At 71.8% G+C, this 24972-nt stretch carries 28 protein-coding genes and 1 riboswitch; of the genes, 19 read left to right on the forward strand and 9 right to left on the reverse strand.

Annotated features, from left to right (window positions below; translation table 11 throughout):
• Positions 1-35 precede the first annotated feature (35 nt).
• Entirely contained in the window at positions 36-935 is a 900-nt protein-coding gene (locus tag LWP59_RS14830) for an acetaldehyde dehydrogenase (acetylating) (protein WP_144634533.1), read from the forward strand.
• Complete coding sequence (gene dmpG / locus LWP59_RS14835) at positions 932-1966, forward strand: 4-hydroxy-2-oxovalerate aldolase (protein ID WP_144634536.1); 1035 nt, start codon at positions 932-934, stop codon at positions 1964-1966. The genes LWP59_RS14830 and dmpG overlap by 4 nt, the downstream gene beginning before the upstream one ends.
• On the opposite strand, the gene LWP59_RS14840 is transcribed toward dmpG, so the two are convergent.
• The gene (locus tag LWP59_RS14840) at positions 1963-2553 is read right to left on the reverse strand and encodes a TetR/AcrR family transcriptional regulator (protein ID WP_144634539.1); all 591 of its coding nucleotides are present in this window, start codon (positions 2551-2553) and stop codon (positions 1963-1965) included. The two genes, dmpG and LWP59_RS14840, sit on opposite strands and share 4 nt — an antisense overlap.
• A 49-nt stretch (positions 2554-2602) precedes the next feature.
• Between LWP59_RS14840 and LWP59_RS14845 the strand changes: the two genes are divergently transcribed.
• The 7 genes from LWP59_RS14845 (at position 2603) to cobA (ending at position 9366) form a co-directional block, all read left to right on the forward strand.
• Positions 2603-3517, forward strand: coding sequence for an oxygenase MpaB family protein (locus tag LWP59_RS14845; protein ID WP_144634541.1), 915 nt, complete (start codon positions 2603-2605; stop codon positions 3515-3517).
• Positions 3514-4539: an LLM class F420-dependent oxidoreductase gene (locus LWP59_RS14850; RefSeq protein ID WP_144634544.1), complete on the forward strand. Its 1026-nt coding sequence runs from the start codon at positions 3514-3516 to the stop codon at positions 4537-4539. The genes LWP59_RS14845 and LWP59_RS14850 overlap by 4 nt, the downstream gene beginning before the upstream one ends.
• Positions 4540-4625: 86 nt before the next feature.
• Positions 4626-5930, forward strand: coding sequence for an MFS transporter (locus tag LWP59_RS14855; protein WP_144634547.1), 1305 nt, complete (start codon positions 4626-4628; stop codon positions 5928-5930).
• Complete coding sequence (locus LWP59_RS14860) at positions 5927-7330, forward strand: pyridoxal phosphate-dependent decarboxylase family protein (RefSeq protein ID WP_144634550.1); 1404 nt, start codon at positions 5927-5929, stop codon at positions 7328-7330. The genes LWP59_RS14855 and LWP59_RS14860 overlap by 4 nt, the downstream gene beginning before the upstream one ends.
• A gap of 148 nt (positions 7331-7478) precedes the next feature.
• Positions 7479-7643 carry a 50S ribosomal protein L33 gene (gene rpmG / locus LWP59_RS14865; RefSeq protein ID WP_144634553.1) on the forward strand — a complete coding sequence of 55 codons (165 nt, stop codon included), beginning with the start codon at positions 7479-7481 and terminating at the stop codon, positions 7641-7643.
• Positions 7644-7712: 69 nt separating this feature from the next.
• The gene (locus LWP59_RS14870; RefSeq protein ID WP_144634556.1) at positions 7713-8105 is read left to right on the forward strand and encodes an ankyrin repeat domain-containing protein; all 393 of its coding nucleotides are present in this window, start codon (positions 7713-7715) and stop codon (positions 8103-8105) included.
• Positions 8106-8142: 37 nt separating this feature from the next.
• Positions 8143-9366 (forward strand): uroporphyrinogen-III C-methyltransferase, encoded by a 1224-nt coding sequence (cobA, locus tag LWP59_RS14875; RefSeq protein ID WP_144634559.1) that lies wholly within the window; start codon positions 8143-8145, stop codon positions 9364-9366.
• Here the strand turns inward: cobA and LWP59_RS14880 are convergent.
• Positions 9354-10172 carry an alpha/beta fold hydrolase gene (locus LWP59_RS14880; protein ID WP_144634562.1) on the reverse strand — a complete coding sequence of 273 codons (819 nt, stop codon included), beginning with the start codon at positions 10170-10172 and terminating at the stop codon, positions 9354-9356. The genes cobA and LWP59_RS14880 overlap by 13 nt on opposite strands.
• 30 nt (positions 10173-10202) lie before the next feature.
• Here LWP59_RS14880 and LWP59_RS14885 point away from each other — a divergent pair, with 30 nt between their 5' ends.
• Together LWP59_RS14885 and LWP59_RS14890 are read left to right on the forward strand one after the other, a co-directional pair.
• Positions 10203-11042 (forward strand): crotonase/enoyl-CoA hydratase family protein, encoded by an 840-nt coding sequence (locus LWP59_RS14885; RefSeq protein ID WP_373299422.1) that lies wholly within the window; start codon positions 10203-10205, stop codon positions 11040-11042.
• 1 nt (position 11043) lies between these two features.
• Entirely contained in the window at positions 11044-12735 is a 1692-nt protein-coding gene (locus LWP59_RS14890; RefSeq protein ID WP_144634568.1) for an AMP-binding protein, read from the forward strand.
• Positions 12736-12774: 39 nt separating this feature from the next.
• Here LWP59_RS14890 and LWP59_RS14895 read toward each other — a convergent pair whose 3' ends face one another.
• Complete coding sequence (locus tag LWP59_RS14895) at positions 12775-13185, reverse strand: hypothetical protein (protein WP_144634571.1); 411 nt, start codon at positions 13183-13185, stop codon at positions 12775-12777.
• 27 nt (positions 13186-13212) lie between these two features.
• Positions 13213-13677 (reverse strand): hypothetical protein, encoded by a 465-nt coding sequence (locus LWP59_RS14900; protein ID WP_229857424.1) that lies wholly within the window; start codon positions 13675-13677, stop codon positions 13213-13215.
• A gap of 225 nt (positions 13678-13902) precedes the next feature.
• Between LWP59_RS14900 and LWP59_RS14905 the strand changes: the two genes are divergently transcribed.
• The 7 genes from LWP59_RS14905 (at position 13903) to LWP59_RS14935 (ending at position 18139) form a co-directional block, all read left to right on the forward strand.
• Positions 13903-14085, forward strand: a complete 183-nt coding sequence (locus tag LWP59_RS14905; RefSeq protein WP_144645938.1) for a hypothetical protein — start codon at positions 13903-13905, stop codon at positions 14083-14085.
• Between the two features lie 54 nt (positions 14086-14139).
• Entirely contained in the window at positions 14140-14760 is a 621-nt protein-coding gene (locus LWP59_RS14910; RefSeq protein ID WP_144645960.1) for a CDP-alcohol phosphatidyltransferase family protein, read from the forward strand.
• Between the two features lie 56 nt (positions 14761-14816).
• Positions 14817-15200: a glycine cleavage system protein GcvH gene (gene gcvH, locus LWP59_RS14915; protein ID WP_144645940.1), complete on the forward strand. Its 384-nt coding sequence runs from the start codon at positions 14817-14819 to the stop codon at positions 15198-15200.
• Positions 15201-15308: 108 nt separating this feature from the next.
• A complete protein-coding gene (gene garA / locus LWP59_RS14920; RefSeq protein WP_144645942.1) occupies positions 15309-15773 on the forward strand; it encodes a glycogen accumulation regulator GarA in 465 nt (154 codons plus the stop codon).
• The gene (gene ftsR / locus LWP59_RS14925) at positions 15770-16516 is read left to right on the forward strand and encodes a transcriptional regulator FtsR (protein WP_186383640.1); all 747 of its coding nucleotides are present in this window, start codon (positions 15770-15772) and stop codon (positions 16514-16516) included. Before garA ends, ftsR begins: the two co-directional genes overlap by 4 nt.
• Before the next feature lie 227 nt (positions 16517-16743).
• Entirely contained in the window at positions 16744-17217 is a 474-nt protein-coding gene (locus LWP59_RS14930; RefSeq protein ID WP_144645946.1) for a bifunctional nuclease family protein, read from the forward strand.
• Between the two features lie 355 nt (positions 17218-17572).
• The gene (locus LWP59_RS14935; RefSeq protein WP_144645948.1) at positions 17573-18139 is read left to right on the forward strand and encodes a MerR family transcriptional regulator; all 567 of its coding nucleotides are present in this window, start codon (positions 17573-17575) and stop codon (positions 18137-18139) included.
• Positions 18140-18289: 150 nt separating this feature from the next.
• A riboswitch (glycine riboswitch) is annotated at positions 18290-18387 on the forward strand.
• A 155-nt stretch (positions 18388-18542) separates the two neighbouring features.
• Here the strand turns inward: LWP59_RS14935 and LWP59_RS14940 are convergent.
• Positions 18543-18905: a nuclear transport factor 2 family protein gene (locus tag LWP59_RS14940; protein WP_144645950.1), complete on the reverse strand. Its 363-nt coding sequence runs from the start codon at positions 18903-18905 to the stop codon at positions 18543-18545.
• A gap of 115 nt (positions 18906-19020) precedes the next feature.
• On the opposite strand from LWP59_RS14940, the gene LWP59_RS14945 reads away from it, so the two are divergent.
• Positions 19021-19833, forward strand: coding sequence for a helix-turn-helix domain-containing protein (locus tag LWP59_RS14945; RefSeq protein ID WP_373299423.1), 813 nt, complete (start codon positions 19021-19023; stop codon positions 19831-19833).
• Here LWP59_RS14945 and LWP59_RS14950 read toward each other — a convergent pair.
• The 4 genes from LWP59_RS14950 to LWP59_RS14965 form a co-directional block, all read right to left on the reverse strand.
• Positions 19830-21488 carry a hypothetical protein gene (locus LWP59_RS14950; protein ID WP_229857427.1) on the reverse strand — a complete coding sequence of 553 codons (1659 nt, stop codon included), beginning with the start codon at positions 21486-21488 and terminating at the stop codon, positions 19830-19832. The genes LWP59_RS14945 and LWP59_RS14950 overlap by 4 nt on opposite strands.
• A 128-nt stretch (positions 21489-21616) precedes the next feature.
• Positions 21617-22492 (reverse strand): 3-methyladenine DNA glycosylase, encoded by an 876-nt coding sequence (locus tag LWP59_RS14955; protein ID WP_144645954.1) that lies wholly within the window; start codon positions 22490-22492, stop codon positions 21617-21619.
• 6 nt (positions 22493-22498) lie between these two features.
• Positions 22499-23542, reverse strand: a complete 1044-nt coding sequence (locus LWP59_RS14960; RefSeq protein WP_144645956.1) for a hemolysin family protein — start codon at positions 23540-23542, stop codon at positions 22499-22501.
• Entirely contained in the window at positions 23539-24879 is a 1341-nt protein-coding gene (locus tag LWP59_RS14965) for a hemolysin family protein (RefSeq protein ID WP_186383641.1), read from the reverse strand. The genes LWP59_RS14960 and LWP59_RS14965 overlap by 4 nt, the downstream gene beginning before the upstream one ends.
• Between the last annotated feature and the right edge of the window lie 93 nt (positions 24880-24972).

Raw genomic sequence — 24972 nt, forward strand, 5'->3', positions numbered from 1 at the left:
GAGTGTGCCCCATCCGGCGGCGGACGGTAAGGGGCATGAGGAAAGCCATCGCGGCGATCGTCGGGCCGGGCAACATCGGCACCGACCTGCTCGCCAAACTGCGCCGCAGCCAGTTCGTGGACGTGCGCTACATGGTCGGGGTCGACCCGGCCTCCGACGGGCTGGCGCGCGCGGCGCAGCTGGGCCTGGAGACCTCCGCCGAGGGGGTGGACTGGCTGCTGGCCAGGGCGGAGCCGCCCGAGCTGGTCTTCGAGGCGACCTCGGCGAAGGCACACCTGGCGAACGCACCGCGCTACGCCGAGGCCGGCATCCAGGCGATCGACCTGACACCGGCCGCGATCGGCCCGCTCACCTGCCCCGCGGTCACCCTGCCTGAGCAGCTCGACGCCGCGAACCTGAACATGATCACCTGCGGCGGCCAGGCGACCATCCCGATCGTGCATGCCGTCTCGCGGGTGACGCCGGTGCCCTACGCCGAGATCGTCGCGTCGGTGTCCTCCCGCTCCGCCGGGCCGGGCACCAGGGCGAACATCGACGAGTTCACCGAGACCACCGCGCACGCGATCGAGGTGGTCGGCGGTGCCGCCCGGGGCAAGGCGATCATCATCATCAACCCGGTCGAGCCGCCGATGATCATGCGGGACACCGTGTTCTGCGCGATCGACCCCGGCGCCGACCGGGACGCGATCACCGCGTCCATCGAGCGGATGGTCGCGACGGTGCAGGAGTACGTGCCCGGCTACACGCTCAAAGCGCCGCCGCAGTACGACGAGCCGCGCCCCGGCTGGAACGGGCAGGCGCGCGTCGCGGTGTTCCTCGAGGTCGCCGGCAACGGCGACTACCTGCCCGCCTACGCCGGGAACCTCGACATCATGACCGCCGCCGCGGCCCGCGTCGGCGAGCTGCTGGCACAGCGGAAGGTGGTGGCGGCATGAGCTGGGACGACGTGACGCGCGAGGTCCGGATCGTCGACACGAGCCTGCGCGACGGCAGCCATGCGATGGCCCACCAGTTCACCGAGGAGAACGTGCGCGACACGGTGCGGGCGCTGGACACGGCCGGGGTGTCGCTGATCGAGGTCACGCACGGCGACGGCCTCGGCGGGTCGACGTTCAACTACGGGTTCTCGCTGGTGGACGAGCGCAAGCTGATCGCGGCGGCGGTCGACGAGGCGAAGCGCGCGAAGATCGCCGTGCTGCTGCTGCCCGGCCTCGGCACGGTCACCGACCTCAAGGCGGCGGCCGGGCTGGGCGCGGGGGCGGTCCGCATCGCGACGCACTGCACAGAGGCCGACGTGTCGGTCCAGCACTTCACCGAGGCGCGCGAACTGGGGCTGGAGACCGTCGGGTTCCTGATGCTCTCGCACATGTCCACTCCGGACGCGCTGGCGAAGCAGGGCCGGATCATGGTCGACGCCGGCTGCCAGTGCGTGTACATTGTGGACTCCGCGGGCGCGCTGATCCTCGAGGACGCCGCCGAGCGGGTCGAGGCGCTGGCCGCCGAGTTCGGCGGCGAGGCCCAGGTCGGCTACCACGGGCACCAGAACCTCAGCTTCGGCGTCGCCAACTCGGTGCTCGCCTACCGGGCCGGCGCGCGGCAGATCGACGGTTCGCTGGTCGCGCTCGGTGCGGGCGCGGGGAACTCGCCGACCGAGGTGCTGGCGGCGGTGTTCGAGCGGCTCGGCGTGCGGACCGGGGTCGACAAGGACTTGCTGATGGACGCCGCCGAGAACGTGGTGAAGCCCTACATCACCCGGCTGCCGGTGATGGACCGCTCGTCGATCGTGCAGGGCTTCGCCGGGGTGTACTCGAGCTTCCTGCTGCACGCCGAGCGCGCCGCGGAGCGCTACGGCGTGCCGGCGCACGAAATCCTGTACCGGGTCGGGGCGAACCGCTACGTCGGCGGCCAGGAGGACATGATCATCGACATCGCCCTGCAGCTGGTGGCCGAGCGGGACGCCCGCTAGGAAGCGGCGTGGGCGAGCAGGTGCACGCAGTGGGCGATCAGGCGGTCGCGGGTGACCCGCAGGGTGCCGCCGAGGTAGCCGGTGAACAGGTTCGCCAGCGCGCCGACGAGGCCGAGCGCGGTCATCTCGCGCTCGTCGGCCGCCATCCGCTCCGGCAGCTGTTCGCGCACGAGGGCGGCGAAGGCGGGCAGCAGTGCCACGCCACGCGCGGACAGCGCCGGGTCGGTCACCGGGGCCAGCAGCAGCACCCGGCCCTTGCGCGGGTCGTCGACCATCAGCTCGACGAACGCCGTCACCGCGGCTTCGGCGCGGGCCGCGGGCTGCGCGCGCGTGTCGGGCACCGCGGCGATCAGCGCCCGGCGCAGCTGCTCGGCGACGTCCTCGTACACCGCGACGACAAGCTGCTCGCGGTCGGCGAAGTTCTCGTAGAAGTACCGTTCGGTGAGCTTCGCGTGCCGGCACACCGCCCGGACGCTGACCGCGGAGCTGCCCCCGGTGCCCAGTAGGCCGAGCCCGGCGGCGAGCAGCTGCGCACGCCGGGCGGCCTTGCGGTCGTCGAGCGTGGTGCCGGCCCAGGTGCGGGTCATCGCGTCCCCTCAATTGACTACGGGTGTTGTCAATCGTAGCGTGCTCGGCATGGCACCGCAGCCGCTCGGACCCTGTTCGCTCACCTGGAAGTACTTCGGCGACTGGCGCACTCTGCTGATGGCCCTGTGGGCCGGGTCGATGCAGAACATGCACCCGGCGCTCGGCGCGGGCGTCGAGCAGCATTCGCGGTTCTTCGAGGAGCGGTGGCAGCGGCTGTTCCGCTCGCTGTACCCGATCGGCGGCGTGGTCTACGACGGGCCGCGCGCCGAGCGGACCGCGCGCGAGGTGCGCGGCTACCACGACCTGATCAAGGGCGTCGACGCGCGCGGCAGGCGCTACCACGCGCTCGACCCGGACACGTTCTACTGGGCGCACTCGACGTTCTTCATGCTCACCCTGATCACCGCGGAGCGGATGTGCGGCGGGCTCTCGGCGGCGCAGCGGCGGCAGTTGTTCGACGAGCACGTGCAGTGGTACCGGCTCTACGGCGTGAGCACCCGCCCGGTGCCCGCGTCCTGGGAGGCGTTCCAGGAGTACTGGGACCACATGTGCGCCGAGGTCCTGGAGGACAACAAGGCCACGCGCGACGTGCTGGACCTGCGTGCGCTCGCGAAGCCGCCGAGCCTCGGGTGGTTGCCGGAGCTCCTATGGCCGCCGTTGCGGTTCGTCGTCGCGCGGAGCTTCGTCTGGTGGACCGTCGGGTTGTACCCGGCGGTGGTCCGCGAGCGCCTCGGCTACCGCTGGTCGCCCGGCAACGAGCGGCTGCACCGGCTGGTGGGACGGGCGCTCGGCCTCGCCTTCCGGTTCCTGCCGCACGACCGCCGCTACCACCCGCGGGCCAGGGCCGGCTGGCGCCGCGCCCGCGGCGAGCACGTTCCGCCGGTGGAGACCCCGGCCCGCAACCTCCCGCCGCGGCACGAGCGGGACAATCCGATGCACTACTCACCCCGGGAGGCGACGTGAAGCTGGGCTACCACATCGGATACTGGCAGTCCGGTCCGCCGGCGGGCGCGCTCGAGGCGATCACCACCGCCGAGGAGCTGGGCTTCGACTCGGTGTGGACCGCCGAGGCCTACGGCTCCGACGCGCTCACCCCGCTGGCCTGGTGGGGCGCCTCGACGAGCCGGATCAGGCTCGGAACCAACATCGTGCAGATGTCCGCCCGCACGCCCGCAGCCGTCGGGATGAGCGCGCTGACGCTGGACCACCTCTCCGGCGGGCGGTTCGTGCTGGGGCTGGGAGTGTCGGGCCCGCAGGTGGTCGAGGGCTGGTACGGGCAGCCGTACCCGAAGCCGCTGGCGCGCACCCGGGAGTACGTCGACATCGTGCGGCAGGTGATCGCGCGCGAGAAGCCCGTCACCTCGGGCGGTCCGTTCTACCCGCTGCCGCTCGACGGCGGGACCGGGCTGGGCAAGCCGCTGAAGTCCACGGTGCACCCGCTGCGCGCGGAGATCCCGATCTACCTGGCCGCGGAGGGGCCGAAGAACGTCTCGCTGGCCGCCGAGATCTGCGACGGCTGGCTGCCGTTGTTCTTCTCGCCCAAGAGCGACGCGTTCTACCGCGCCGCGCTGGAGGAGGGCTTCGCCCGGCCCGGCGCCCGGCGCACCATGGCGGACTTCGAGGTCGCGGCGTCGGTCCCGGTGATCGTGCACGACGACGTCGAGACGGCGGCCGGCTTCATGAAGCCGTCGCTGGCGCTCTACATCGGCGGGATGGGCGCCAAGGAGGTGAACTTCCACCACGACGTGTTCGCGCGGATGGGCTACGAGGACGTCGCGGACAAGGTGCAGGAGCTCTACCTCGCGGGCCGCAAGGAGGAGGCGGCGGCGGCGGTCCCGACCGCGCTCGTCGAGGACACCGCGCTGATCGGGCCACCCGCGAAGATCCGGGAGGAGCTGGCGAAGTGGGAGGACACCGTCGTCACGAGCCTGCTGCTCCGCGGTGACGCCGCGACCTTGCGGGCCGTCGCGCCGATCCTGTCCTGACGTGCGCCGCGAAGGTGGCCCCGGTCACGGCGCGGCCGGGCCGCGATGACAACATTCGCCCAGATGATCGCGGGCGAAGGAGGGTCATGGCCGCGCTTCCGGCTTCGACGAGGTTCGGTTACTCCCTCGGGTCCTTCACCACGGGCGCGTTCGGCACGGTGCCCGGGCTGCTCCTGCTGCCCTACCTGACCGACACGATGGCGGTGCCCGGCGCGGTGGCCGGGGTGATCGTGCTGGTGCCCAAGGCGTGGGACGTCGTGTTCAACCCCTTCGCCGGGCGGCTGTCCGACGCGAGCCTCGCCGCACACGGCAGCAGGCGCCGCTTCCTGCTGTTCGGCGGCATCGGGGTCGCCATCCTGTTCGCGGCGATCTTCGCCCATCCCGGGTTCGGCGCCACCGCGGCCGACGCGACTTACGTCGTCGTCGCGTTCCTGTTGTGTGCCACCGCGTTCGGCATCTTCCAGGTGCCCTACAACGCGCTGCCGGCCGAGATCACCGACAACTACCACGAGCGCACGAAGCTCACCAGCTGGCGCATCGGCATCCTCGCGGTCGCGATCCTCATCTCCGGCGGCGGCGCGCCCGCGATCACCGACGGCATCGGCGGCGTCGCCGGCTACCGGGTGATGGGCGTGGTGATCGGGCTGGTCATCCTCGTCGGCACGATCGGCGTGTTCCTCGGCACCCGGGGCGCGCCCGTCGGCTCGCGGCGGCCCACCACGGCGGGCTGGCGCGACCTGCTGGCCACGATGCGCGAATGGCGTTCCTTCCGGTGGTTGCTGGGCGTCTACTTCGTCCAGTCGCTGGGCCTGGGCACCCTGCTCGCCGGCGTGAACTACGCCGCCCGGCAGGTGTTCGGCGACGCGGGCCTGCAGACGCTGCTGTTCGTCGGCTTCGTCGGCCCGGCGCTGCTGATGATGCCGGTGTGGCCGCGGATCGGCACCCGCTGGGGGAAGCTCTGGGGCTTCCGGTTCGCCTGCATCGCGTTCGGCGTCGGCACGCTCGGGCTGTGTGCCGCGCTCGTGCTGCCGCTGGACGTGTCGTTCGTGTTCGTGGCGCTCGCGGGCGTCGGCTACGCGGGCATCCAGGTGTTCCCGCTGGCGATCCTGCCCGACCTGATCAGCATGGAGGAGGAGCGCACCGGCGCCACCCGCGCCGGCGTCGCCGCCGGGGTGTGGACGGCCTCGGAGACGCTCGGTCTCGCGCTGGGGCCGGGCCTGTTCGGGCTCCTGCTGTCCCTCGGCGGCTATGTGTCCACTGTGGACTCCTCGGCCGCGCAGCCGTCCAGCGCGGTGACCGCGATCCTGCTCGGCTTCTCGCTCCTGCCAGGAGTGCTGGTGGCGCTGGGCATCCCGCTGCTGCGCCGCTCGGTGCTGGAGGGCGTGTCGTGAGCGACGTCCTTGCGCAGCTGCGGGCGCTGCGCGCAGACGACCTGCCCACCCACGGCGGCCGCACGCTCGCCTACGTCTATGACAGCGGGCTCGAGGGCATCGACGAGCTCGCCGCCGCGGCGCACGCGCTGGCCTCCTCGGCGAACGGCCTCGACCCCACGGCCTTCCCCAGCCTGCTGCGCATGGAGAACGACCTGGTCGCGGCCGCCGGCCGGCTCCTCGGCGGCGGAGTCGGCTCGGTCACCTCCGGTGGCACCGAGTCCTGCCTGCTCGCGGTGCTCGCCGCGCGGGAGGGGCGGCCGGACATCGCGCAGCCGAACATCGTGCTGCCCTCCACGGCGCACGCGGCGTTCCACAAGGCCGCGCACCTGTTCCGGGTGCGCGCCGTCTCCGTGCCGGTGGACCCGGAGACCTTCCGCGCGGACCCGGGCGCGATGGCCGCCGCGATCGACGAGGAGACCGTGCTGGTCGTCGCGAGCGCCCCGTCCTACGGGCACGGCGTGCTCGACCCGGTCGAGCCCATCGCCGCCGCGGCCGCCGCGCACGGGGTGCGGATGCACGTCGACGCCTGCATCGGCGGCTGGGTGCTGCCCTACTTCCGGCGCCTCGGCCGCGACGTGCCCGCGTTCGGGTTCGACGTCGAAGGCGTCACGAGCATCTCGGTCGACCTGCACAAGTACGCCTACTGTCCCAAGGGCGTGTCCGTGCTCCTGCACCGGGACGCGGAGCTGCGGCGCGGGCACTACTTCGCGAGCGCCCGCTGGCCCGGCTACACGATGCTCAACACCACGATCCAGTCCACCCGCTCCGGCGGCCCGCTCGCCGCGGCCTGGGCGGTGCTGCGGACCATCGGTGACGAGGGCTACCTGGGGCTCGCCGAGCGCACCCTCGCCGCCGTCACGGAGATCCGCGAAGGCGTCGAGGCGATCGACGGGGTGCGGGTGCTCGGCGAACCGGACTCGACGCTGATCGCGCTCACCGCCACCACCGGCGAGTTCGACCTGTTCACCGTCGCCGACGAGATGCGCGAACGCGGCTGGTACGTGCAGCCGCAGTTCGCACACGAGTCCTCGCCGGTGAACCTGCACCTGACCGTCACGGCGGCGAACCGGGGGAGCGAGGCCGCGTTCCTGGGCGATCTCTCGGCATCCGTCGCCGCCGCGCGGGCCGCCGGGCCGGTGATCGTCGAGGGGAACGTGGCGGCGTTCGTCGCGGCGCTGGACCCGCAGACCCTGACCGGCGAGCAGTTCGCCGGGCTGCTCGCCGCCGCGGGACTGACCGGTGGCGGGGCGCTGCCCACCCGGATGGCCGGGATCAACGCCCTGCTCGCCGAAGCCCCGCCCGCGCTGCGCGAGCGGCTGCTGCTGGAGTTCCTCGGCGGGCTCTACCTGCCCTCCTGACGTGGAAGTGCCGAGCAGCTCGCGTGACGGTGGTGGAACTTCTCGGGAAGGTCCGCACGGTCCTGTGCGTTGAACGAAAACGAAAGCCAATACCGACCAGGACGCGGCCCGTCGCCGCGGGGCTGAAGACCGAGGAAGTGCAGCTGTAATGGCGAAGAACGACGTCCGTCCGGTGGTCAAGCTGCGGTCGACCGCGGGCACCGGCTACACCTACGTCACCCGCAAGAACCGCCGGAACGACCCGGACCGCCTGGTGATGCGCAAGTACGACCCCATGGCGCGCGTGCACGTCGAGTTCCGGGAGGAGCGCTGATCGCTCTGTCCGAAGTGGACCGGAAGGACGTGGACCCACTGCCCGGCCGCACGCGATAACGTGGTGGGCATGAGCGCGGAGGAGCCGAGCCCGGAGATGCTGGACCTGGGGGCCCGGGTGTTCGGGATGGCCAGGTCGGGGCAGGCCGAGACGCTGGGCGCGTACGTGGACGCCGGCATCCCGGTCGACCTGACCAACGACAAGGGCGACACCTTGCTGATGCTCGCCGCCTACCACGGCCACCCGGCCACGGTCCGCGCCTTGCTCGAGCGCGGGGCCGACCCGAACCGGCTCAACGACCGCGGCCAGAGCCCGCTGGCCGGCGCGGTGTTCAAGAACGAGCCCGAGGTGGTGAAGGCCCTGGTCGCGGGTGGTGCCGACCCGGCAGGGGGCACGCCGTCGGCCGTGGACACGGCGAAGATGTTCGGCAATACGGAGTTGCTCACACTCCTGCGGCCCTGACGAGGTGAACACCGGGCCCAGCCGTCATGATGGGGCCATGTCCGAAGACCACTACCTCGTCGGCCTCGACCTCACCGGCCGTCGTGTCGTCCTGGTCGGCGGGGGCAGCGTGGCGCAGCGCCGCCTGCCCCGGCTGCTCGGGGCGGGAGCCGCCGTCGAGCTGATCTCGCCGCACACGACGCCCGCCGTGAGCGCGATGGCCGACGCCGGCGAGCTGGTCTGGCATCGCCGCCGGTACGCCGGGGGCGACCTCGATGGCGCCTGGTACGCCCTGGCCTGCACGGACGATCCGCAGGTCAACGCCGAGATCTGCGCGGAGGCCGAGCGTCGCCGCGTGTTCTGCGTCCGCGCCGACGCCGGGTCGGCGGGCACCGCGGTCACCGCCGCGTCCGGGCGGCACGAGGGCCTGGTCGTCGGCGTCCTGTCCGGTGGCGAGCCGCTGCGTTCGGCGGCCGTGCGCGACAACATCGTCGAGGCCCTGCACACCGGGGTCGTCCCCGACGCCGCCAAGGCCGGGATCGGCGAGCTGCCCGGGGTGGCGCTGGTCGGCGGCGGGCCGGGCGACCCGGAGCTGATCACGGTCAAGGGCCGCCGCCTGCTGGCCCGCGCCGACGTCGTGGTGGCCGACCGGCTCGGCCCGCGGGAGCTGCTCGGCGAGCTGCGCCCCGACGTCGAGATCGTCGACGCGGCGAAGATCCCCTACGGGCGCGCCGCGAGCCAGGAGTTCATCAACGCCACCCTGATCGAGCACGCCAAGGCGGGCAGGTTCGTGGTGCGCCTCAAGGGCGGCGACCCGTACCTGTTCGGCCGCGGCTTCGAAGAGCTGATCGCGTGCGCGGAGGCGGGCGTGCCCGTGACGGTGGTGCCCGGCATCACCAGCGCGTTCGCGGTCCCCGCCGTGGCCGGCGTGCCGGTCACCCACCGCGGCGTCGCGCACGAGGTCGTCGTCGTGTCCGGGCACGTGCCGCCGGGCCACGAGACCTCGCTCGTGGACTGGGACGCGCTCGGCAGGCTGCGCGGCACCATCGTGCTCATGATGGGCGTCGAGCGGCTCGACCGGTTCGCCGCCGCCCTGCTCGCGGCCGGGCGTCCCGGCGACACTCCCGTCGCGATCGTGCAGGACGGCACCATGCCCGCCCAGCGGATCACCCGGTCCACTTTGGACTCCGTCGCCGCGGACGCGAAGGCCGCCGGGGTGCGCCCGCCCGCGGTGACGGTCATCGGCCCCGTCGCGGGGCTCGCGCCCGGTCAGTCCTCGTAGCGGCGCCGCACGAAGTCGGCGATCGCGTCGGTCAGCCGCTGCGGGTCCAGCCGCAGCTCCACCGGGCTGCGCGCCTGCACGAACTCCGCGTCCGGCAGGTCCGCGGCGAGGGTGTCCGCGTCGCCGAACGGGTGGATCGGGTCGCGCTGGTGCCCGATCACCAGTGTCGGCACGCCGATCTGCCTGCGCACGGCCTTCGGCGGCGCGATCCGTCCGAACAGGACCCCGTGCAGCAGCGCGGCCATCGACGCCGGCCGCTGCTCGAGGGTGTCGGTGATCACATCTACCCACTGGCTCCCGTGCGGCACCAGGTTGGCCGCCGTCGCCACCCCGGCAACGCTGAAGGGCAGGAACCGCGCGGCGAACAGCAGCGGCGCGAACGTCAGCAGCCCGGCGACGATGGCGTTGTCCAGCACCGGCATCTCGACGATCATCCCGCGCATCCGGTCGGGCGCGGTCACGGCCACCTCCAGCGACACGTTCGCCCCCAGCGAGGTGCCGCCGATCACCGCCCGGTCGATGTCGAGGTGGTCCAGCAGCGCCACGACCTGCATGCCGAAGGCGGGCATCGAGTACCGCCACGACTCGGTGGGCCGGTCGGACTCGCCGTGCCCGAGCAGGTCGAGGGTGACGACGCGACAGCCGTCGGCGGCCAGCCGCCGGGCCAGCGGGGCGTGCATCCGCCGGGTGAACATGATCCCGTGCGTCAACACGACCACCTGGTCGCCGGCGCCGTACTCGGTGTAGGCCAGCCGGTGCCCCTCGAAGGTGAACGAACCGGCGAGCTCGAGAAGGTGCGGGGTCATGTAGCCAGGAAACCATGCCCATGCGTCAAGATGGCAGTCATGACTGACATCGCCGACCTCGTCTCGCTCAAAGTCGACCGGTCCGGACCCGTGGCCGAGGTGACGTTGCTGGGACCGTCCAAAGGTAACGCCATGGGCCCGGACTTCTGGCGTGAGCTGCCACTGGTCTTCACCGCCCTCGACGCCGACCCGGCGGTCCGCGCGATCGTGCTGACCGGCAGCGGGGCGAACTTCTCCTACGGGCTCGACCTGCCGGCGATGATGGGCGGCTGGGCGCCGATGCTCGCCGGGGACGCGCTGGCCGGCCCGCGCACGGCGTTCCTCAAGGAGGTCCGCAAGTTGCAGGACAGCGTCACCGCGGTGGCCGACTGCCGCACCCCGGTGGTCGCCGCCGTCTCGGGCTGGTGCATCGGCGGCGGGGTCGACGTCATCGCCGCCGCCGACGTGCGGCTCGCGAGCGCGGACGCCAAGTTCAGCGTCCGGGAGGCCAAGGTCGCCATCGTCGCGGACCTGGGCAGCCTGCAGCGGCTCGCCGGCGTCATCGGCGAGGGGCATCTGCGGGAGCTGGCGCTGACCGGCAAGGACATCGACGCGGCGCGCGCGGAGAAGATCGGCCTGATCAACGACGTGTACCCCGACCAGGACGCGGTGCTGGCCGCCGCGCGGGAGCTGGCCGGGGAGATCGCCGCCAACCCGCCGCTGGTCGTGCAGGGGGTCAAGGACGTCCTGGCACTCAACAGCGAGCGGCGGGTCGCCGACGGGTTACGGTACGTCTCGACGTGGAACGCCGCGTTCCTGCCGAGCAAGGACCTCGGCGAGGCGGTGCAGGCGTTCATCGAGCGGCGGCAGCCGGAGTTCAAGGGAGAATAGGGTGAGCAGCGACGCTTTCCGCCAGGCCAGGGACTACCTGCTGGCACATCGCGAGGACTACGACACCGCGTACCGCGACTTCACCTGGCCCGAGCTCGGCGAGTTCAACTGGGCGCTCGACTGGTTCGACGTCATCGCCCGCGACCCCGCCAACGCGCAGCGGTACGCACTGTGGATCGTCGAGGAGGACGGCTCGGAGGGCCGCTGGACGTTCCCGGAGCTGAGCGAGCGCTCGGACCGGGTGGCGAACTGGTTGCGGGGTCACGGGGTCCGCCGCGGCGACCGGCTGATCCTCATGCTGGGCAACCAGGTCGAGCTGTGGGAGACGATCCTGGCCGCCATCAAGCTGGGCGCGGTGATCATCCCCGCGTCGACGCTGCTGGGGCCCGAGGACCTGCGCGACCGCGTCGACCGCGGCGCCGCGAAGCACGTCGTGGTGCGCTCGGCCGACGTGCCGAAGTTCGCGGGCGTCGAAGGGGACTACACGCGCATCGCGGTGGGGGAGCGGGCCGAGGGCTGGCTTTCCTTCACCGACGCCTACGCCGCGGACGCGGGCTTCGAGCCCGACGGCGTGACCGCGGCGACCGACCCGCTGCTGCTGTACTTCACCTCGGGCACCACGGCGAAGCCGAAACTGGTGCAGCACACGCAGGTCTCCTACCCGGTCGGGCATCTGTCCACAATGTACTGGGTCGGCCTCGAGCCGGGTGACGTGCACCTCAACATCTCCTCGCCCGGCTGGGCGAAACACGCGTGGAGCAACGTCTTCGCGCCGTGGAACGCCGAGGCGACCGTCTTCTTGTACAACTACAACAGGTTCGACGCGGTCGCGCTGATGTCGCAGATGGACCGCTGCGGCGTCACGAGCTTCTGCGCGCCGCCGACGGTGTGGCGGATGCTGATCCAGGCCGACCTGAGCGCGCTGAAGACCCCGCCGCGCAAGGTGGTCGGCGCGGGTGAGCCGCTCAACCCCGAGGTGATCGAGCGGGTGTCGAAGGCCTGGGGTGTCACGATCCGCGACGGGTTCGGGCAGACCGAGAGCAGCGTGCAGATCGCGAACACGCCGGGCCAGCCGGTCAAGTCCGGGTCGATGGGCCGACCGCTGCCCGGGTTCACCGTCGCGCTGGTCGACCCGGTGACCGGTGAGCGCGCGAGCGAGGGCGAGATCTGCCTGGACCTCGCCCACCGGCCGGTCGGGCTGATGGTCGGCTACACCGACGACGACGAGCGCACGGCGAAGGCGTTCGAGAACGGCTTCTACCACACCGGTGACGTCGGCTCGGTCGACGAGGACGGCTACATCACCTACGTCGGGCGCACCGACGACGTGTTCAAGGCGTCGGACTACCGGATCTCGCCCTTCGAGCTGGAGAGCGTGCTCCTGGAGCACGACGCGGTCGCCGAGGCGGCGGTCGTGCCGGCGCCCGACCCGATCCGCCTGGCGGTGCCGAAGGCCTACGTCGTGCTCGCCGCCGGGCACGAGCCGGTCGCGGCGACGGCGGAGAGCATCCTCGCGTTCTGCCGTGAGCACCTGGCGCCGTACAAGCGCATCCGGCGGCTGGAGTTCACCGAGCTGCCGAAGACCATTTCGGGCAAGATCCGCCGCGTCGAGCTGCGCGGCAAGGAGCAGGCCGCGGACGGCCGCCCGGCGGGCGAGTTTCGCGAGGAGGACTTCCCCGGCCTGAAGTCCTGAGCGCCCCGCGGTGGGCTCCGCCGGGAGCCCACCGCCGGGTCAGCGGGCCGGCTCGGAGCCGACCTGGCGGCCGTCTTCGGTGGAGCAGGTCGCGGTCAGCACCGAGCCAGGGTCGCTGCCGCAGGTCCACGGGTCGAGCGCGACCGGCCCGGCGCCGTCCGGGCTCGCGGCCGCCGCGGGAGTGACGCGTGCGAAGTACTGGGTCAGCAGCGTGACCGCCTCGGCGCACTCGACCGCGCCCTGCCGGATGATCACCTTCGCCTGCTGCCCGTCGTTCGCGGGAACCGTGCCGCACTGGATGTTCTGGGCCGGCGGGTCGGCCAGTACGGCCTGCGCCTGACCCGCGTCCACGGGTGCCGGCGGCGGGACGCCCTGGCCGCCACAGGCACTGAGCGTGAGCACGCACGCGGCGACGGGACCGATCGAGCGAAGCGGAATCTGTCGGGACACTTCGGTTTTTCCTTGCGGGGAGAGGGGTCACTCGGCCGCCACACCGGCGAACACGGTCTTGTCCTGGAGGCTGCAGGTGGTGCCGCCCTGCGACGACGGCGGCCCGGAGACGCACAGCCAGCCGTCCACGGTGGCGCTCGCGGGCTTGCCCGACCCGGCGGGCTGCCTGCCCGCCAGCTGTGCCTGGAACCGGCTGACCAGGTCCTTCGCGTCGGCGCACGGCACGCCCGGGCTCTCCAGGACCTGCAACGTCAGCCCGCTCGCGGCGGTCACCGTGCCGCAGCTGCCCTCGGCGGGCGCGCTCGTCGGTGCCGGGGAGCCGGCAGGGGCGCTGCCGGTCGTCGCAGGCGGGGAGGTCGCGGTCGTGGCGGGCGGCGGGGCCGGCGGGGTGGCGACCTGCACGACGGGATCGTCGGTGCCCGCGCACCCGGCGCTCAGCAGGACGAACGCGCCCGCGACGCCCCAGCGCGCGCGGCGTGCGACTGCGCCCATCCCCGCTCCCCTCCACGTTCGGCAGCGGAAGGTTACCCGGCCCCGGGCGGTTCCGCCCACCGGACCGATGCAGGTCCATAGTGGACGGTCACGTATCGTGTGTCCTCCCCACCGGAGCGAGTGAATCCGCGGTGGGCGGTTAACACCGCGGCCGCCGCGAGCGACGTTCCAGGTGTGCCCGTCCGCGGGCGCACCCGCCCGACCCGTCCCCGAGCGCTGAGAGCGATGAGCACCGAAACCGAGCACGCAACCCCGCCCACCACCCCTTGCACCGTCGTGTGGAGCGAGGGCCGTCCCTACGTCCTCGAGTCCGGCCGGTGGATCGGCACCGACCGGCGCGGCCGGCCGCAGTCCCTCACCGGTGCGGACCTGCGCCGGCGTGGCTGGAGCTACCGCCGGGCCAGCTAGCGCTGACCTGCGCCGGGCTAGGGTGAGCGGGTGAGCGAGCCCAGCCCGGAGACAGTGTCCACCGACAGCGCCGCACCGCCGGTCGCGTCGCAGCCGGGCCTGCTGCGCCAGGCGCTGAACGTCCCGAACATCCTGTCCCTGCTGCGGCTCGCGGGCGTCCCGGTCTTCCTGTGGCTGCTGCTGGGCCCGCGCGAGGACGGCTGGGCCCTGGCCCTGCTGGTGTTCAGCGCGCTCACCGACTGGCTCGACGGCAAGCTCGCCCGCTGGCTCGACCAGATGAGCAGGCTCGGCCAGCTGCTCGACCCGGCCGCCGACCGGCTCTACATCGCCGCGACGCTGGTGGCGTTCCTGGTCCGCGGCATCATCCCGTGGTGGGTGGTGGCGCCGCTGGTGCTGCGCGAGCTGATCGTCGGCGTGTGCATCCTCCTGCTGCGCCGCAACGGGTTCGCGCCACCGGAGGTCACCTACGCCGGCAAGGCCGCGACGTTCGTGCTGATGTACGCCTTCCCCTTCCTGCTGCTCACCCAGGGGGGCTCGGCCGTGGCCGGGGTGGCCCGCCCGATCGCGTACGCGTTCACGGCCTGGGGGTGCGTGCTCTACCTGTGGTCGGGGGCGCTGTACGTGATCCAGACGGTCTCGGCCATCCGGGGTGCCGAGCGGTCCGGTGGGATGTAAGACTTCCCGCGAGCATTCGCGCAGACCCGCGAGCCAGGCACGAAAGGGGACAGCCGTTGTCCGCTCCAGAAGAGTTGCGCTACACCGAGGAGCACGAGTGGGTCGCCACCCGCTCCGGTGACTCGGTCCGGGTGGGGATCACCGAGTACGCGCAGGACCAGCTCGGCGACGTGGTGTTCGTCGAGCTGCCCGAGGTGGGCAGGCAGCTCGGCGCGGGCGACACGTTGGGCGAGGTCGAGTCCACCAAGAGCGTCTCGGAGCTGTTCGCGCCGGTGGACGGCGAGGTCACGGCGGTCAACGGCGCGGTCGTCGACTCGCCGGAGCTGATCAACAGCGACCCCTACGGCGAGGGCTGGCTCGTCGAGATCAAGGTGAGCGACCCGGCCGCGGTCGAGGGCCTGCTCGATTCCGACGCCTACCAGGCGCTCACCGCCGGATAGCGGGCCCGCTGTCAAGGGGAGCCCCAGCGGCTGCGACCGATCAGGCACGGTACGTTGACAGCACACAATCTCGGGTAGGCGAACACTTCAGTGGTGAGGAGAGCTCAGGTGAGCACGAACGACGGACCCGGTGTTCCCCCGGAGCAGTCTCCGGAGCGGACTTCGGTCTTCCGGGCCGACTTCCTGGCGGACGCGGAGGGCCACGAGCCGCCGGCGCCCGAGCCCTCGGTCGCCGGTGTCGACGCGCTGCCGTCCGGCTCGGCACTGTTGGTCGTCAAGCGGGGCCCCAACGCGGGCTCGCGGTTCCTGCTGGACCGCGACACCACCAGCGCGGGGCGGCACCCGGACAGTGACATCTTCCTTGACGACGTCACGGTCTCCCGTCGGCACGCGGAGTTCCGGCGTGAGGGCGGCGAGTTCGTGGTGATCGACGTGGGCAGCCTGAACGGCACCTATGTCAACCGCGAGCCGGTGGACCAGGCCGTCCTCGCCGGCGGCGACGAGGTGCAGATCGGCAAGTTCCGCCTGGTCTTCCTGACCGGCCCGGGGCACGGGGGCCAGGGGGCACAGTGACGGCTGCCGGGCGGCCACAGCGCGATGGGTTGAGCATCGGGGCCGTTCTGGCGCAGCTGCGCGCAGACTTCCCCGACGTCACCATCTCCAAGATCAGGTTCCTCGAGTCGGAGGGGCTGGTACAGCCAGGGCGCACGCCGTCGGGCTACCGCCAGTTCGCCCCGGCGGACGTCGAGCGCCTGCGGTTCGTGCTGTCCGCCCAGCGGGACCACTACCTGCCGCTGAAGGTGATCAAGGAGCAGCTCGACGCCGCGGACGGCGGCGCGGGCGGGCCCGAGGTGACCGGCACCCGGCTTCCCCGCAAGCTCGTCTCGCTCTCCTCGCGCACCGGTGACGGGCTGCCCGCGGCCGAGGACTTCGCGCCCGGTCGCGAGGTCCGGCTCACCCAGGAGGAGCTGCTGGCCGAAACCGGCATCGACGCCCCGACGCTGGCCGAGCTCGAGCAGTACGGGCTCCTCCGGCCGGGCGCGGCGGGGTTCTACGACCCGGATGCGGTGCTGGTCGCGCGCACGGTCAAGGCGATGACGGAGTTCGGCATCGAACCGCGGCACCTGCGCGCGTTCCGCGCCTCCGCCGACCGCGAGGTCGGGCTGCTGGAGCAGATCGTGACGCCGGTGTACCGGCACCGGGACGCCGACGCGAAGGCCCGCGCGGACGAGATGGTGCGGGAGCTGGCGGCGTTGTCGGTCACCCTGCACACGCTGCTGGTCAAGGCCGGCATCCGGGGTGTGACCGGCGGTTGAGGCGGCCCCCTCCCAGGCTCCGGTCGGTAATGACACAGTTTCATGACTCTGCCTATCGCCCGGGATGCCGTACGGTTGGTTATGGGTTGCCCGACATCGAACGTGCGCCAGTCAACATGGGAAACAAGCGAGCACAGCGTCCAGCGGACGGGTAGCGTCGGAAACGTCGACGCGGGATCGTCGGATCGGCGCTGCAGCCCGCGCACAGGAGAGGGAGGCGAAGTCCGATGAGCGAGATGCGCGTCGTCGGCGTGCGGGTCGAGCTGCCCGCGAATCAGCCGATCTTGCTGCTGCGGGAGACGGAGGGCGAGCGGTACCTCCCGATCTGGATCGGATCCGTGGAGGCCACCGCCATCGCGCTGGAGCAACAGGGTGTCCGGCCCGCCCGGCCGCTGACTCACGACCTGCTCAAAGAGGTCATCGCGGCGCTCGGGCGCGAGCTGGAGCAGGTCGTGATCACCGACCTGCGCGAGGGCACGTTCTTCGCGGAACTGGTCTTCGACGGCAATGTGCGGGTCTCCGCCCGGCCGAGCGACTCGGTGGCGCTGGCGCTGCGTGTCGGGGTGCCGATCCACGCGGTCGACTCCGTGCTCGAGGAAGCCGGGCTGATCATCCCCGACGAGCAGGAGGACGAGGTCGAGAAGTTCCGCGAGTTCCTCGACTCCGTCTCGCCCGAAGACTTCCGCGGCGCCGACACGTAAGCGAGCTTTCCCGGTCAGGCCGCCCGGCGCCGGGAAGATCCCGGCGGCCCGGGTACGGGCCGTCCTGGGCGCACTGCCGCAGCCCGACCCGATCCTCTCCGTTATCCGGATGAGTAATAACTCCCATGTTTAGGTAAACCTGGTCGGTCCGGAAGAAGGCCGAAGAACTGCTCCCGGCCGCCGCGCGTCGCGTTGACCAGCGGGGCCACCACGCTTACCGTCGAAGGCGGTAAATCGCCAAGGTGTGATTCTCCCCGTCCGGGGCACACGCGCGGTTCCACCGGCAGGGGTTCCGTTCCCGGAGCCCCGGTGCTTGTTTCGACCGGCCGCCCCGGCCGGGCGAGGGGAGGCTTGCGTGGTCGACGAGAGGCCGATCAAGGCGGTCGACGGAGAGCAGGGCGAACTGTTCCCTGACTCGTCACTGCCTGATGAGCTGGTCGGTTACCGGGGGCCCGCGGCCTGCCAGATCGCCGGCATCACCTACCGGCAGCTCGACTACTGGGCTCGCACGAAGCTCGTCGCCCCGAGCATCCGCACCGCGCACGGCTCGGGTTCCCAGCGCCTGTACTCCTTCAAGGACATCCTCGCGCTGAAGATCGTGAAGCGTTTACTGGACACGGGCGTCTCGCTGCAGAACATCAGAGTGGCCGTCGACCACCTGCGCGCCCGCGGCGTCGCGGACCTGGCGAAGGTGACCCTGGTGTCGGACGGCACGACGGTCTACGAATGCACCTCGCCCGAGGAGATCGTGGATCTGCTGCAGGGCGGCCAGGGCGTGTTCGGCATCGCCGTGAAGGTCCCGATGCAGGAGATCAGCGGCACCATCCACGAGTTCCCGGCCGAGCGCGCCGACGGCGGCGAGGTCGAGGCGGTCGTGCCGGACGAGCTGAGCCAGCGACGCAACGCCCGCCGCACGGGCTGAGGTGACGCGAGTGGGCCGGCCGTGTTCGCCGAACGCGCGAACGCGACTCGCTCCGCGTACCTTCTGGGGTCGAACCCCAGACCCCGCCGGGCGCAAGCCCCCGGACCCCCGGCCGTGGTTACCGTCGCGTAGGATGATCACCGCAGTCGCCGAAGCCGCGCGGGAGAGTCCGAACCCCAACCCGGGTCCGGCGCCGAAGGAGCAAGTCCTCCCCGGAACCTCTCAGGCCCCCGGACCGCGCGGACGAGACGCCTCTGGAAAGTGGGTCCAGGCCACAACCCGGTGACCCCGCCGACGGTGCAAGCCCGATTCAACGTCCGGGTGAACCTCTCAGGCGCCCGCACGGGCATGGACAGAGTGGGGAGGACCCGGACACCGCGGCGTGTCCGGGTCCCGTTCGGGCTCAGCCGGGCATCTTGTCCAGAAAACCCAGTACCTGCTTGATTTTCCCGTCCTCGACGCGGACCACGTCGAACCCGATCGCGAGCGGTTCGGGCGCGCCCTCGGGTCCGAGGTACCAGCTGAACCGCGCGATGTCGTGGTGGCCGTCGACGCTGCCGCCCAGGTCGAACCGCAGGCCCGCGAACTGCTGCTGGGCTCCGCCGATGAACCCGTCGAGCCCCTCGTGCCCGGCGACCGCGCCGAGCGGGTCGGTGTAGGTGGCGTCCCCGGCGAACACCTCCTCGATCAGGCCGCGGCGCTTCGCCGGGTCGGTCTCGTTCCACGTGTCGAGGTAGCGGTGCGCGACGGCGGTGAACTCGGTCATCGTGTTTCTCCTTGTGCTCGAACGGAAGCTGACGAGGGCAACTCTGGCCCGGCGAGCTGCGGCGTGTCGATTACGCCGGAGGTAATGGCGTGGCCGCGGTGGTGCTCGTAGCGTCGTGCCCGTGACGACCATCCAGCGCCCTGTGGGCGAGCTGATCCGGCAGTGGCGCGAGCGCCGCCGGATCAGCCAGCTCGACCTGTCGATCTCGGCGGAGATCTCCACCCGGCACCTGAGCTTCGTGGAGACCGGACGCGCCAACCCCAGCAGGGACATGGTATTGCGCCTCGGCGAGCACCTCGACGTGCCGCTGCGGGAACGCAACCAGCTGTTGCTCGCGGCCGGTTTTGCCCCGGCGTACCGGGAAAGCAGGCTCGACGACCCCGGCCTCGCCGTCGCCCGTGCGGCGGTGCGGCGGGTGCTGGCGGGGCACGAGCCGTACCCCGCGGTCGTCGTCGACCGGTACTGGAACCTGGTGGACAGCAACGAAAGCATCGCGGTGCTGACCGAGGGCGTGGCCCCGGAGCTGCTGGCCGCCCCGGCGAACGTGCTGCGGATCGCGCTGCATCCCGAGGGCATGGCGCCACGCGTCCTGAACCTGGGGGAGTGGCGCGCGGACCTGCTGGGCCGGTTGCGGCGCCAGGTCGAGACGACGGCCGACCCCGGGCTCGCGGAGCTGCTGGCGGAGATCCGCGCGTATCCGTGCGACCAGCCGGAGACCGGGAATCCCGAGCGTGGGGAGATCTTCGTGCCGCTGCGCGTGCGGCACGGCGAGGCGGAGCTGTCGTTCTTCTCCACCATCGCGACGTTCGGCCATCCGGTGGAGATCACCTTGTCGGAGCTGGCGATCGAGTCGTTCTACCCGGCGGACGACACGACGGGGGAGTACCTGCGGCAGCTGGCCGCGTCGCGCGGGGCGGCCGAGGGCTAGCCCCCGGTCAGCCCCGCCGCAGTGAAGTCGGCCTGCTGGGCGGGTTCCCGGAGGTAGTCGCGGAAGACCTGGGCCGCGCGGGCCTGCACGTCGTCGACGGTGTTGCCGGCGAGGCCGAGGAACGGGTAGTCCGCGGAGCGCGCCGAGGCGACGGACTCCGCGGGAGAGCCGACCATGCCCGGCTTCGTCGTCGTCAGCTGGTCGACCCAGTAGGAGTTCTCGGGGAGCCACGCCACGGGGAGGCCGCCGATCGTGCTCAAATCGGCCTTGCCGGTGAGCGCGTCGAGCACCTGCTGCGACGGGATGGCACGGACGTCGATGTGCACGCAGTGGGCGTGCACGACGGTGTTGGCCTGGTTCCAGCGCGCCGCGGCGGCACTGACCGGCTGCTGCGCGGTCGGGGTGACGACGACGGTCATCGTCGAGTTGCCGTCGGTGCAGGCGTTGGCCTGGGCCTCGGCGCGGCTGTTGAGCACGTTGTTGGCCCAGCCCCAGGCGAGCAGCCCGACCACCAGCAGCACGACGAACGCCCCGGCCACGATGGGCCACTTGGCGATCCGCCGGCGGCCGGCGATCTTGCCCATGGCGCGGTGGGTGCCGGTGGCGGTCGACCGGCCGTCGGTGACGGCGTGGTGACTGCCGGTCGAGGTGGCACGGCCCTCGTCCGCCGCGCGGAAGCCGCCGGTGGACGTGGACTTGCCGACCGGGCGGTGGCTGCCGGTGGAAGTCGCGCGGCTCTCGCTGGTGCGGAAGCCGCCGCTCGAGGTCGAGCGGCCTTCGCCGACGGGCTGGTGACTGCCGGTGGCCGTCGCGCGGCTCTCCTTGATCCGGAAGCCGCCGGTGGAGGTGGCGCGGCTTTCGCCGACGGGGGTGTGGGTGCCGGTGGAGGTGGCGCGGAAGCTGCCGGTGGAGGTGGCGCGGCGGTCGTCGACCGGGGGGTGGGTGCCGGTGGAGGTGGCGCGGAAGCTGCCGCTCGACGTGGCGCGGTTTTCGCCGAGGGAGGCGTGGGTGCCGGTGGCCGTGGCGCGGAAGCCGCCGCTGGAGGTGGCGCGGCCTTCGCCGACCGGGCGGTGGCCGCCGGTGCCGGTGAAGTCGTCGCAGACGGGGCGGAAGCCGCCGGTGGAGGTGGCGCGGCCCGCGCCGATGGTGCCATGTCCACCCGGGGGTGTGCTGGGGTCCTCGTCGTCCTCGACGCCGTCGGTGAAGGTGCTGAAGCCACCGCTCGCGGTGATTCCTTCGTCGCCGACCACGGGGTAGGCGCCGGCGGCCGTGGAGCGGCCTTCAACGGCCGGGCGCTCGTCGCTCACCGCGCGGTAGCCGCCGGTGCCCGTCACCGGGTCGGGGCGGCGCAGCCCGGCGGTGATGCGGTGCGCGTTCGCCGGGTCGTCCTCGGGCTGGAAGCCGTTGGGCGGGCGGCGCAGGCCCGTCGTGGTGCGGTTGTCGGGGGAGCCGGCCGCCGGCAGGACCCTGGTGTGATCGTCCGCGCCGGCGGGCATCGACGTGGCGAAAGGCTGTGCGGGCAGCACCGCCGCCTGGGACCGGGGACCGTAGCGCAGCGGGGTCGGAGGCCCCAGCCGGTTCTGCGGGCGCCGGGGGTCCTGCGGTCGCTCAGGGAGGCGAGGAGCGGGATCGTCGTCCCTGCTGTGACGCCCCATCGGGTAGTCCCTTCAACTCTACGTGCATAGCCGGCAAACGCGTTCACCCTAACAGGGGTACAGCGTTAGGAAAACGTGATGGTGACACGAAACTGAAAAACGCACTGTCACCGTCAAACGATCAAGAACTATTTGTGAAGCGAAAGCAAATAGTCGCACTGCGAAAGCAGGCGGTCGCGCAGGGGCGCCGCCCGGCGCGCGAACTCCCCCTGCTTCCGGGCGTATTCCGCGCGCCCGGCGGGCGACTCGATACGCACCGGCCGGTATCCCAGCGCCGACAGATCGTACGGGCTGGCACACATATCCAGTTCGCGGATATCCGCCGCGAGCTCGAAGCAGTCGGCGAGCAGTTCCGACGGGACGAACGGGTCGAGTTTGTAACAAGCCTTGTAGAGGTCCATGTTCGCGTGCAGGCAGCCCGGTTGTTCCAGCTCCGCCTGGCTCGCCCGGCTCGGCTGCAGTGTATTGCGCGGGCGTGCGGGGGCGGTGAAGAAGCGGAACGCGTCGTAGTGCCCGCACCGGATCTCGAGCGACTCGACGACCGCGTCGGTCCCCGCGGTGCCCAGCCGCAACGGCAACTGGTTGTGCCGGACCCGGGCGGCGTCCTGCCGGTACACCATCGCCCACTCGTGCAGCCCGAAGCAGCCCAGCCGCGGCGCACGACTCGCCGTCTTCGCCAGCAGTGTCCGGAAATACCGGGCCGTCTCGGCCTTCTTCTCCGTGAACGCCGCCGGATTCAGCGTGACGCCGTCCTCGGTCTCGAGGTAGCCAGGGCGGTCGAGGAACCGGCGTGCCTCGTCGCCGCCCAGCACCACGCCGAGACCGGGTTGCCAGCGCTCGAGGTGCGCCGGGCGGAACGAGTAGTACTGGAACAGGAAGTCCAGCACCGGATGCTTCTCGCCACGGGAGCGCCGCTCCTGGTACGGCCGCGTCCAGCGCCGCACGCGTTGCGCGTGCGCGCTCTCCCGCGCGATCCACTCCTGCGGCCCCAGCACGACGTCCATGACGGCTCAGGCTGCCACGTGCGTGCCGTCGCGGACCGTGCCCACGTACTCCTCGACCAGGTCCTCCAGCGCCACGACGCCGACCGGCCGCCCGTCGGTGTCGAGCGCGCGGGCCAGGTGGGTGCCCTCGTTGCGCATGGCGGACAGCGCCTCGTCGAGCCGGGCGCCCACCGCGAGGTCGGTGAGCGCGCGGAACTTGCTCGCCGGGATGATCGTCTCCGGCTCGTCGCCGATCTGGTCCAGCACGTCCTTCACGTGCAGGTAGCCGATCAGCTCGCCGGCGGCCGAGCACAGCGGGTACCGCGAGAACCCGGTCGCCGAAACGGCTTCCTCGATCTCGCCGACCGTGGGCGCGGGGGACAGCGTGGTGAGCTGGTCCAGCGGCACCAGCACGTCCGCCACGGTCTTCGCGACCGACGACAACGTCTGGCTGAGCCGTTCGTGCTCGGACTGCTCCAGCAGCCCTTCGCGGCGGGACTCGCTGAGCAGCTCGGCCAGCTCCGCCGAGGTGTAGGCCGTCTCCAGCTCGTCCTTCGGCTCGACCTTCACCAGGCGCAGCAACGAGTTCGAGGAGAAGTTCAGCAGCCAGATGAACGGCCGGGCGAGCTTGACCCAGCCGACGTGCACCGGCACCAGCCACAGCGCGAGCCGTTCCGGGTCGGCGATCGCGAGGTTCTTCGGCACCATCTCGCCGATCAGCACGTGCAGGATCGTGATGAACGCCAGCGCGATCGCGAACGAGATGGGGTGCACCAGCACGTCCGGGATGTGCAGCAGGTCGAAGAACGCGCCGAGCCGGTGCGCCACCGCCGGCTCGCCGAGGCGGCCCAGCAGCAGCGAGCAGATGGTGATGCCCAGCTGCGCGCCGGCGAGCATGAGCGACACGTGCTTGCTGGCGTTGATGACGATGCGCGCCCGGGTCTTGCCCTGTTCGAGCAGGGCCTCCAGCCGGTCGCGGCGGGAGGAGATCAGGGTGAACTCCGCGCCCACGAAGAACGCGTTGGTCAGCAGCAGGACCACGACGAGGAAAATGGCGAGCCAGTCGTTCACCGGGCCGCCTCCTCTCCGGCCGGGGCGGGCTCTTCGAGCCGGTGCACGCTCAGCTCGGCGATGCGGTGGCGGTCCATGGTGACCACGGTCAGCCGCCAGCCCTCGACGTCGATGCCGTCGCCGGGCACCGGGATCTTGCCCAGCCGCTCCAGCACGAGCCCGGCGATCGTCTCGTAGTCGCCCTCGGGCATGCGGAACCCGGTGAGGTCGCGGACCTCGTCGGCGCGCAGCTGCCCGGACACCAGCCAGGTGTCGGTGTCCAGCCGCTGCGACGCGGGCGCCTCGCCCTGGTCGTGCTCGTCGCGGACGTCGCCGATGATCTCCTCGACCACGTCCTCCAGTGTCACCAGGCCCGCGGTGCCGCCGTACTCGTCGACGACCATCGCGACCTGGAACCGGGAGTCGCGCAGCCGGGACAGCAACGCGTCGCCGGGCAGCGACTCCGGGACCGTGGGCACCGGCCGCATCACCGAGCCGATCTTGACCGTCTCCCGTTCGCCGGCGGCGACCACGAAGGCCTGCTTGACGTGCACGGCGCCCTGGACGTCGTCGAGGTCCTCGCGGTAGACGGGGAAGCGGGAGAACCCGGTGCGGCGGGCGAGCGCGATGAGGTCGTTGATGGTCTCGTCGACGGTGAGCGACTCGATCTGCACGCGCGGGGTCATCAGCTCGTCGGCGGTGCGGCCGCCGAAGCGCAGTGACTTGTCGAGCAGTTCCGCGGTCGAGGTGTCGAGCGTGCCGCTTTCGGCGCTGGTGCGCACGATCGAGCCGAGCTCCTGGGGCGAACGCGCCGAACGCAGCTCCTCCTGCGGCTCGACGCCGAACTTGCGCACGACCCAGTTCGCGCTGTTGTTCATGAGGGTGATGAGCCAGCGGAAGAGGGCGGAGAAGCGCGAGTGGTAGCCCATCACGGCGCGGGCGGTCCGCAGCGGGCGCGCGACGGCGAGGTTCTTGGGCACCATCTCGCCGAGGATCATCGACAGCGAGGTCGCCAGCAGCAGCGCGATGATCAGGGAGGCGCCGTCGGCGACGGAGTCCGAGAGCCCGATGGCGGTGAGCACCGGGCGGACCAGCCGGCCGATCAGGGGTTCGGCGAGGTAACCGGTGACCAGGGTGGTCAGGGTGATCGCGACCTGGGCGCCGGAGAGCTGGTAGGACAGGTGCGCGTGCGCGTTGCGGACGGTCTTGGAGCGGCGGTCACCGACCTTGCGGACGTCGGCCTCGACGGTGCTGCGCTCGAGTGCGGTGAGCGAGAACTCCGCGGCGACGGCGAGGCCGGTGCCGATCGTCAGCAGGAGGAAGAACAGGACGCCGAGCACGGCGAACAGGACGTCCATCACCGCGCCCCCGCCGGTCGGTCGGCGGGATGATGGTCGGGGGAGCCGGGTGCGCCACCCGGCTCAGTACTGTCACCAGGTGACTGCGCGTCG

It is taken from the genome of Amycolatopsis acidiphila (assembly GCF_021391495.1).
GTDB classification, from domain to species: Bacteria; Actinomycetota; Actinomycetes; order Mycobacteriales; family Pseudonocardiaceae; genus Amycolatopsis_E; species Amycolatopsis_E acidiphila.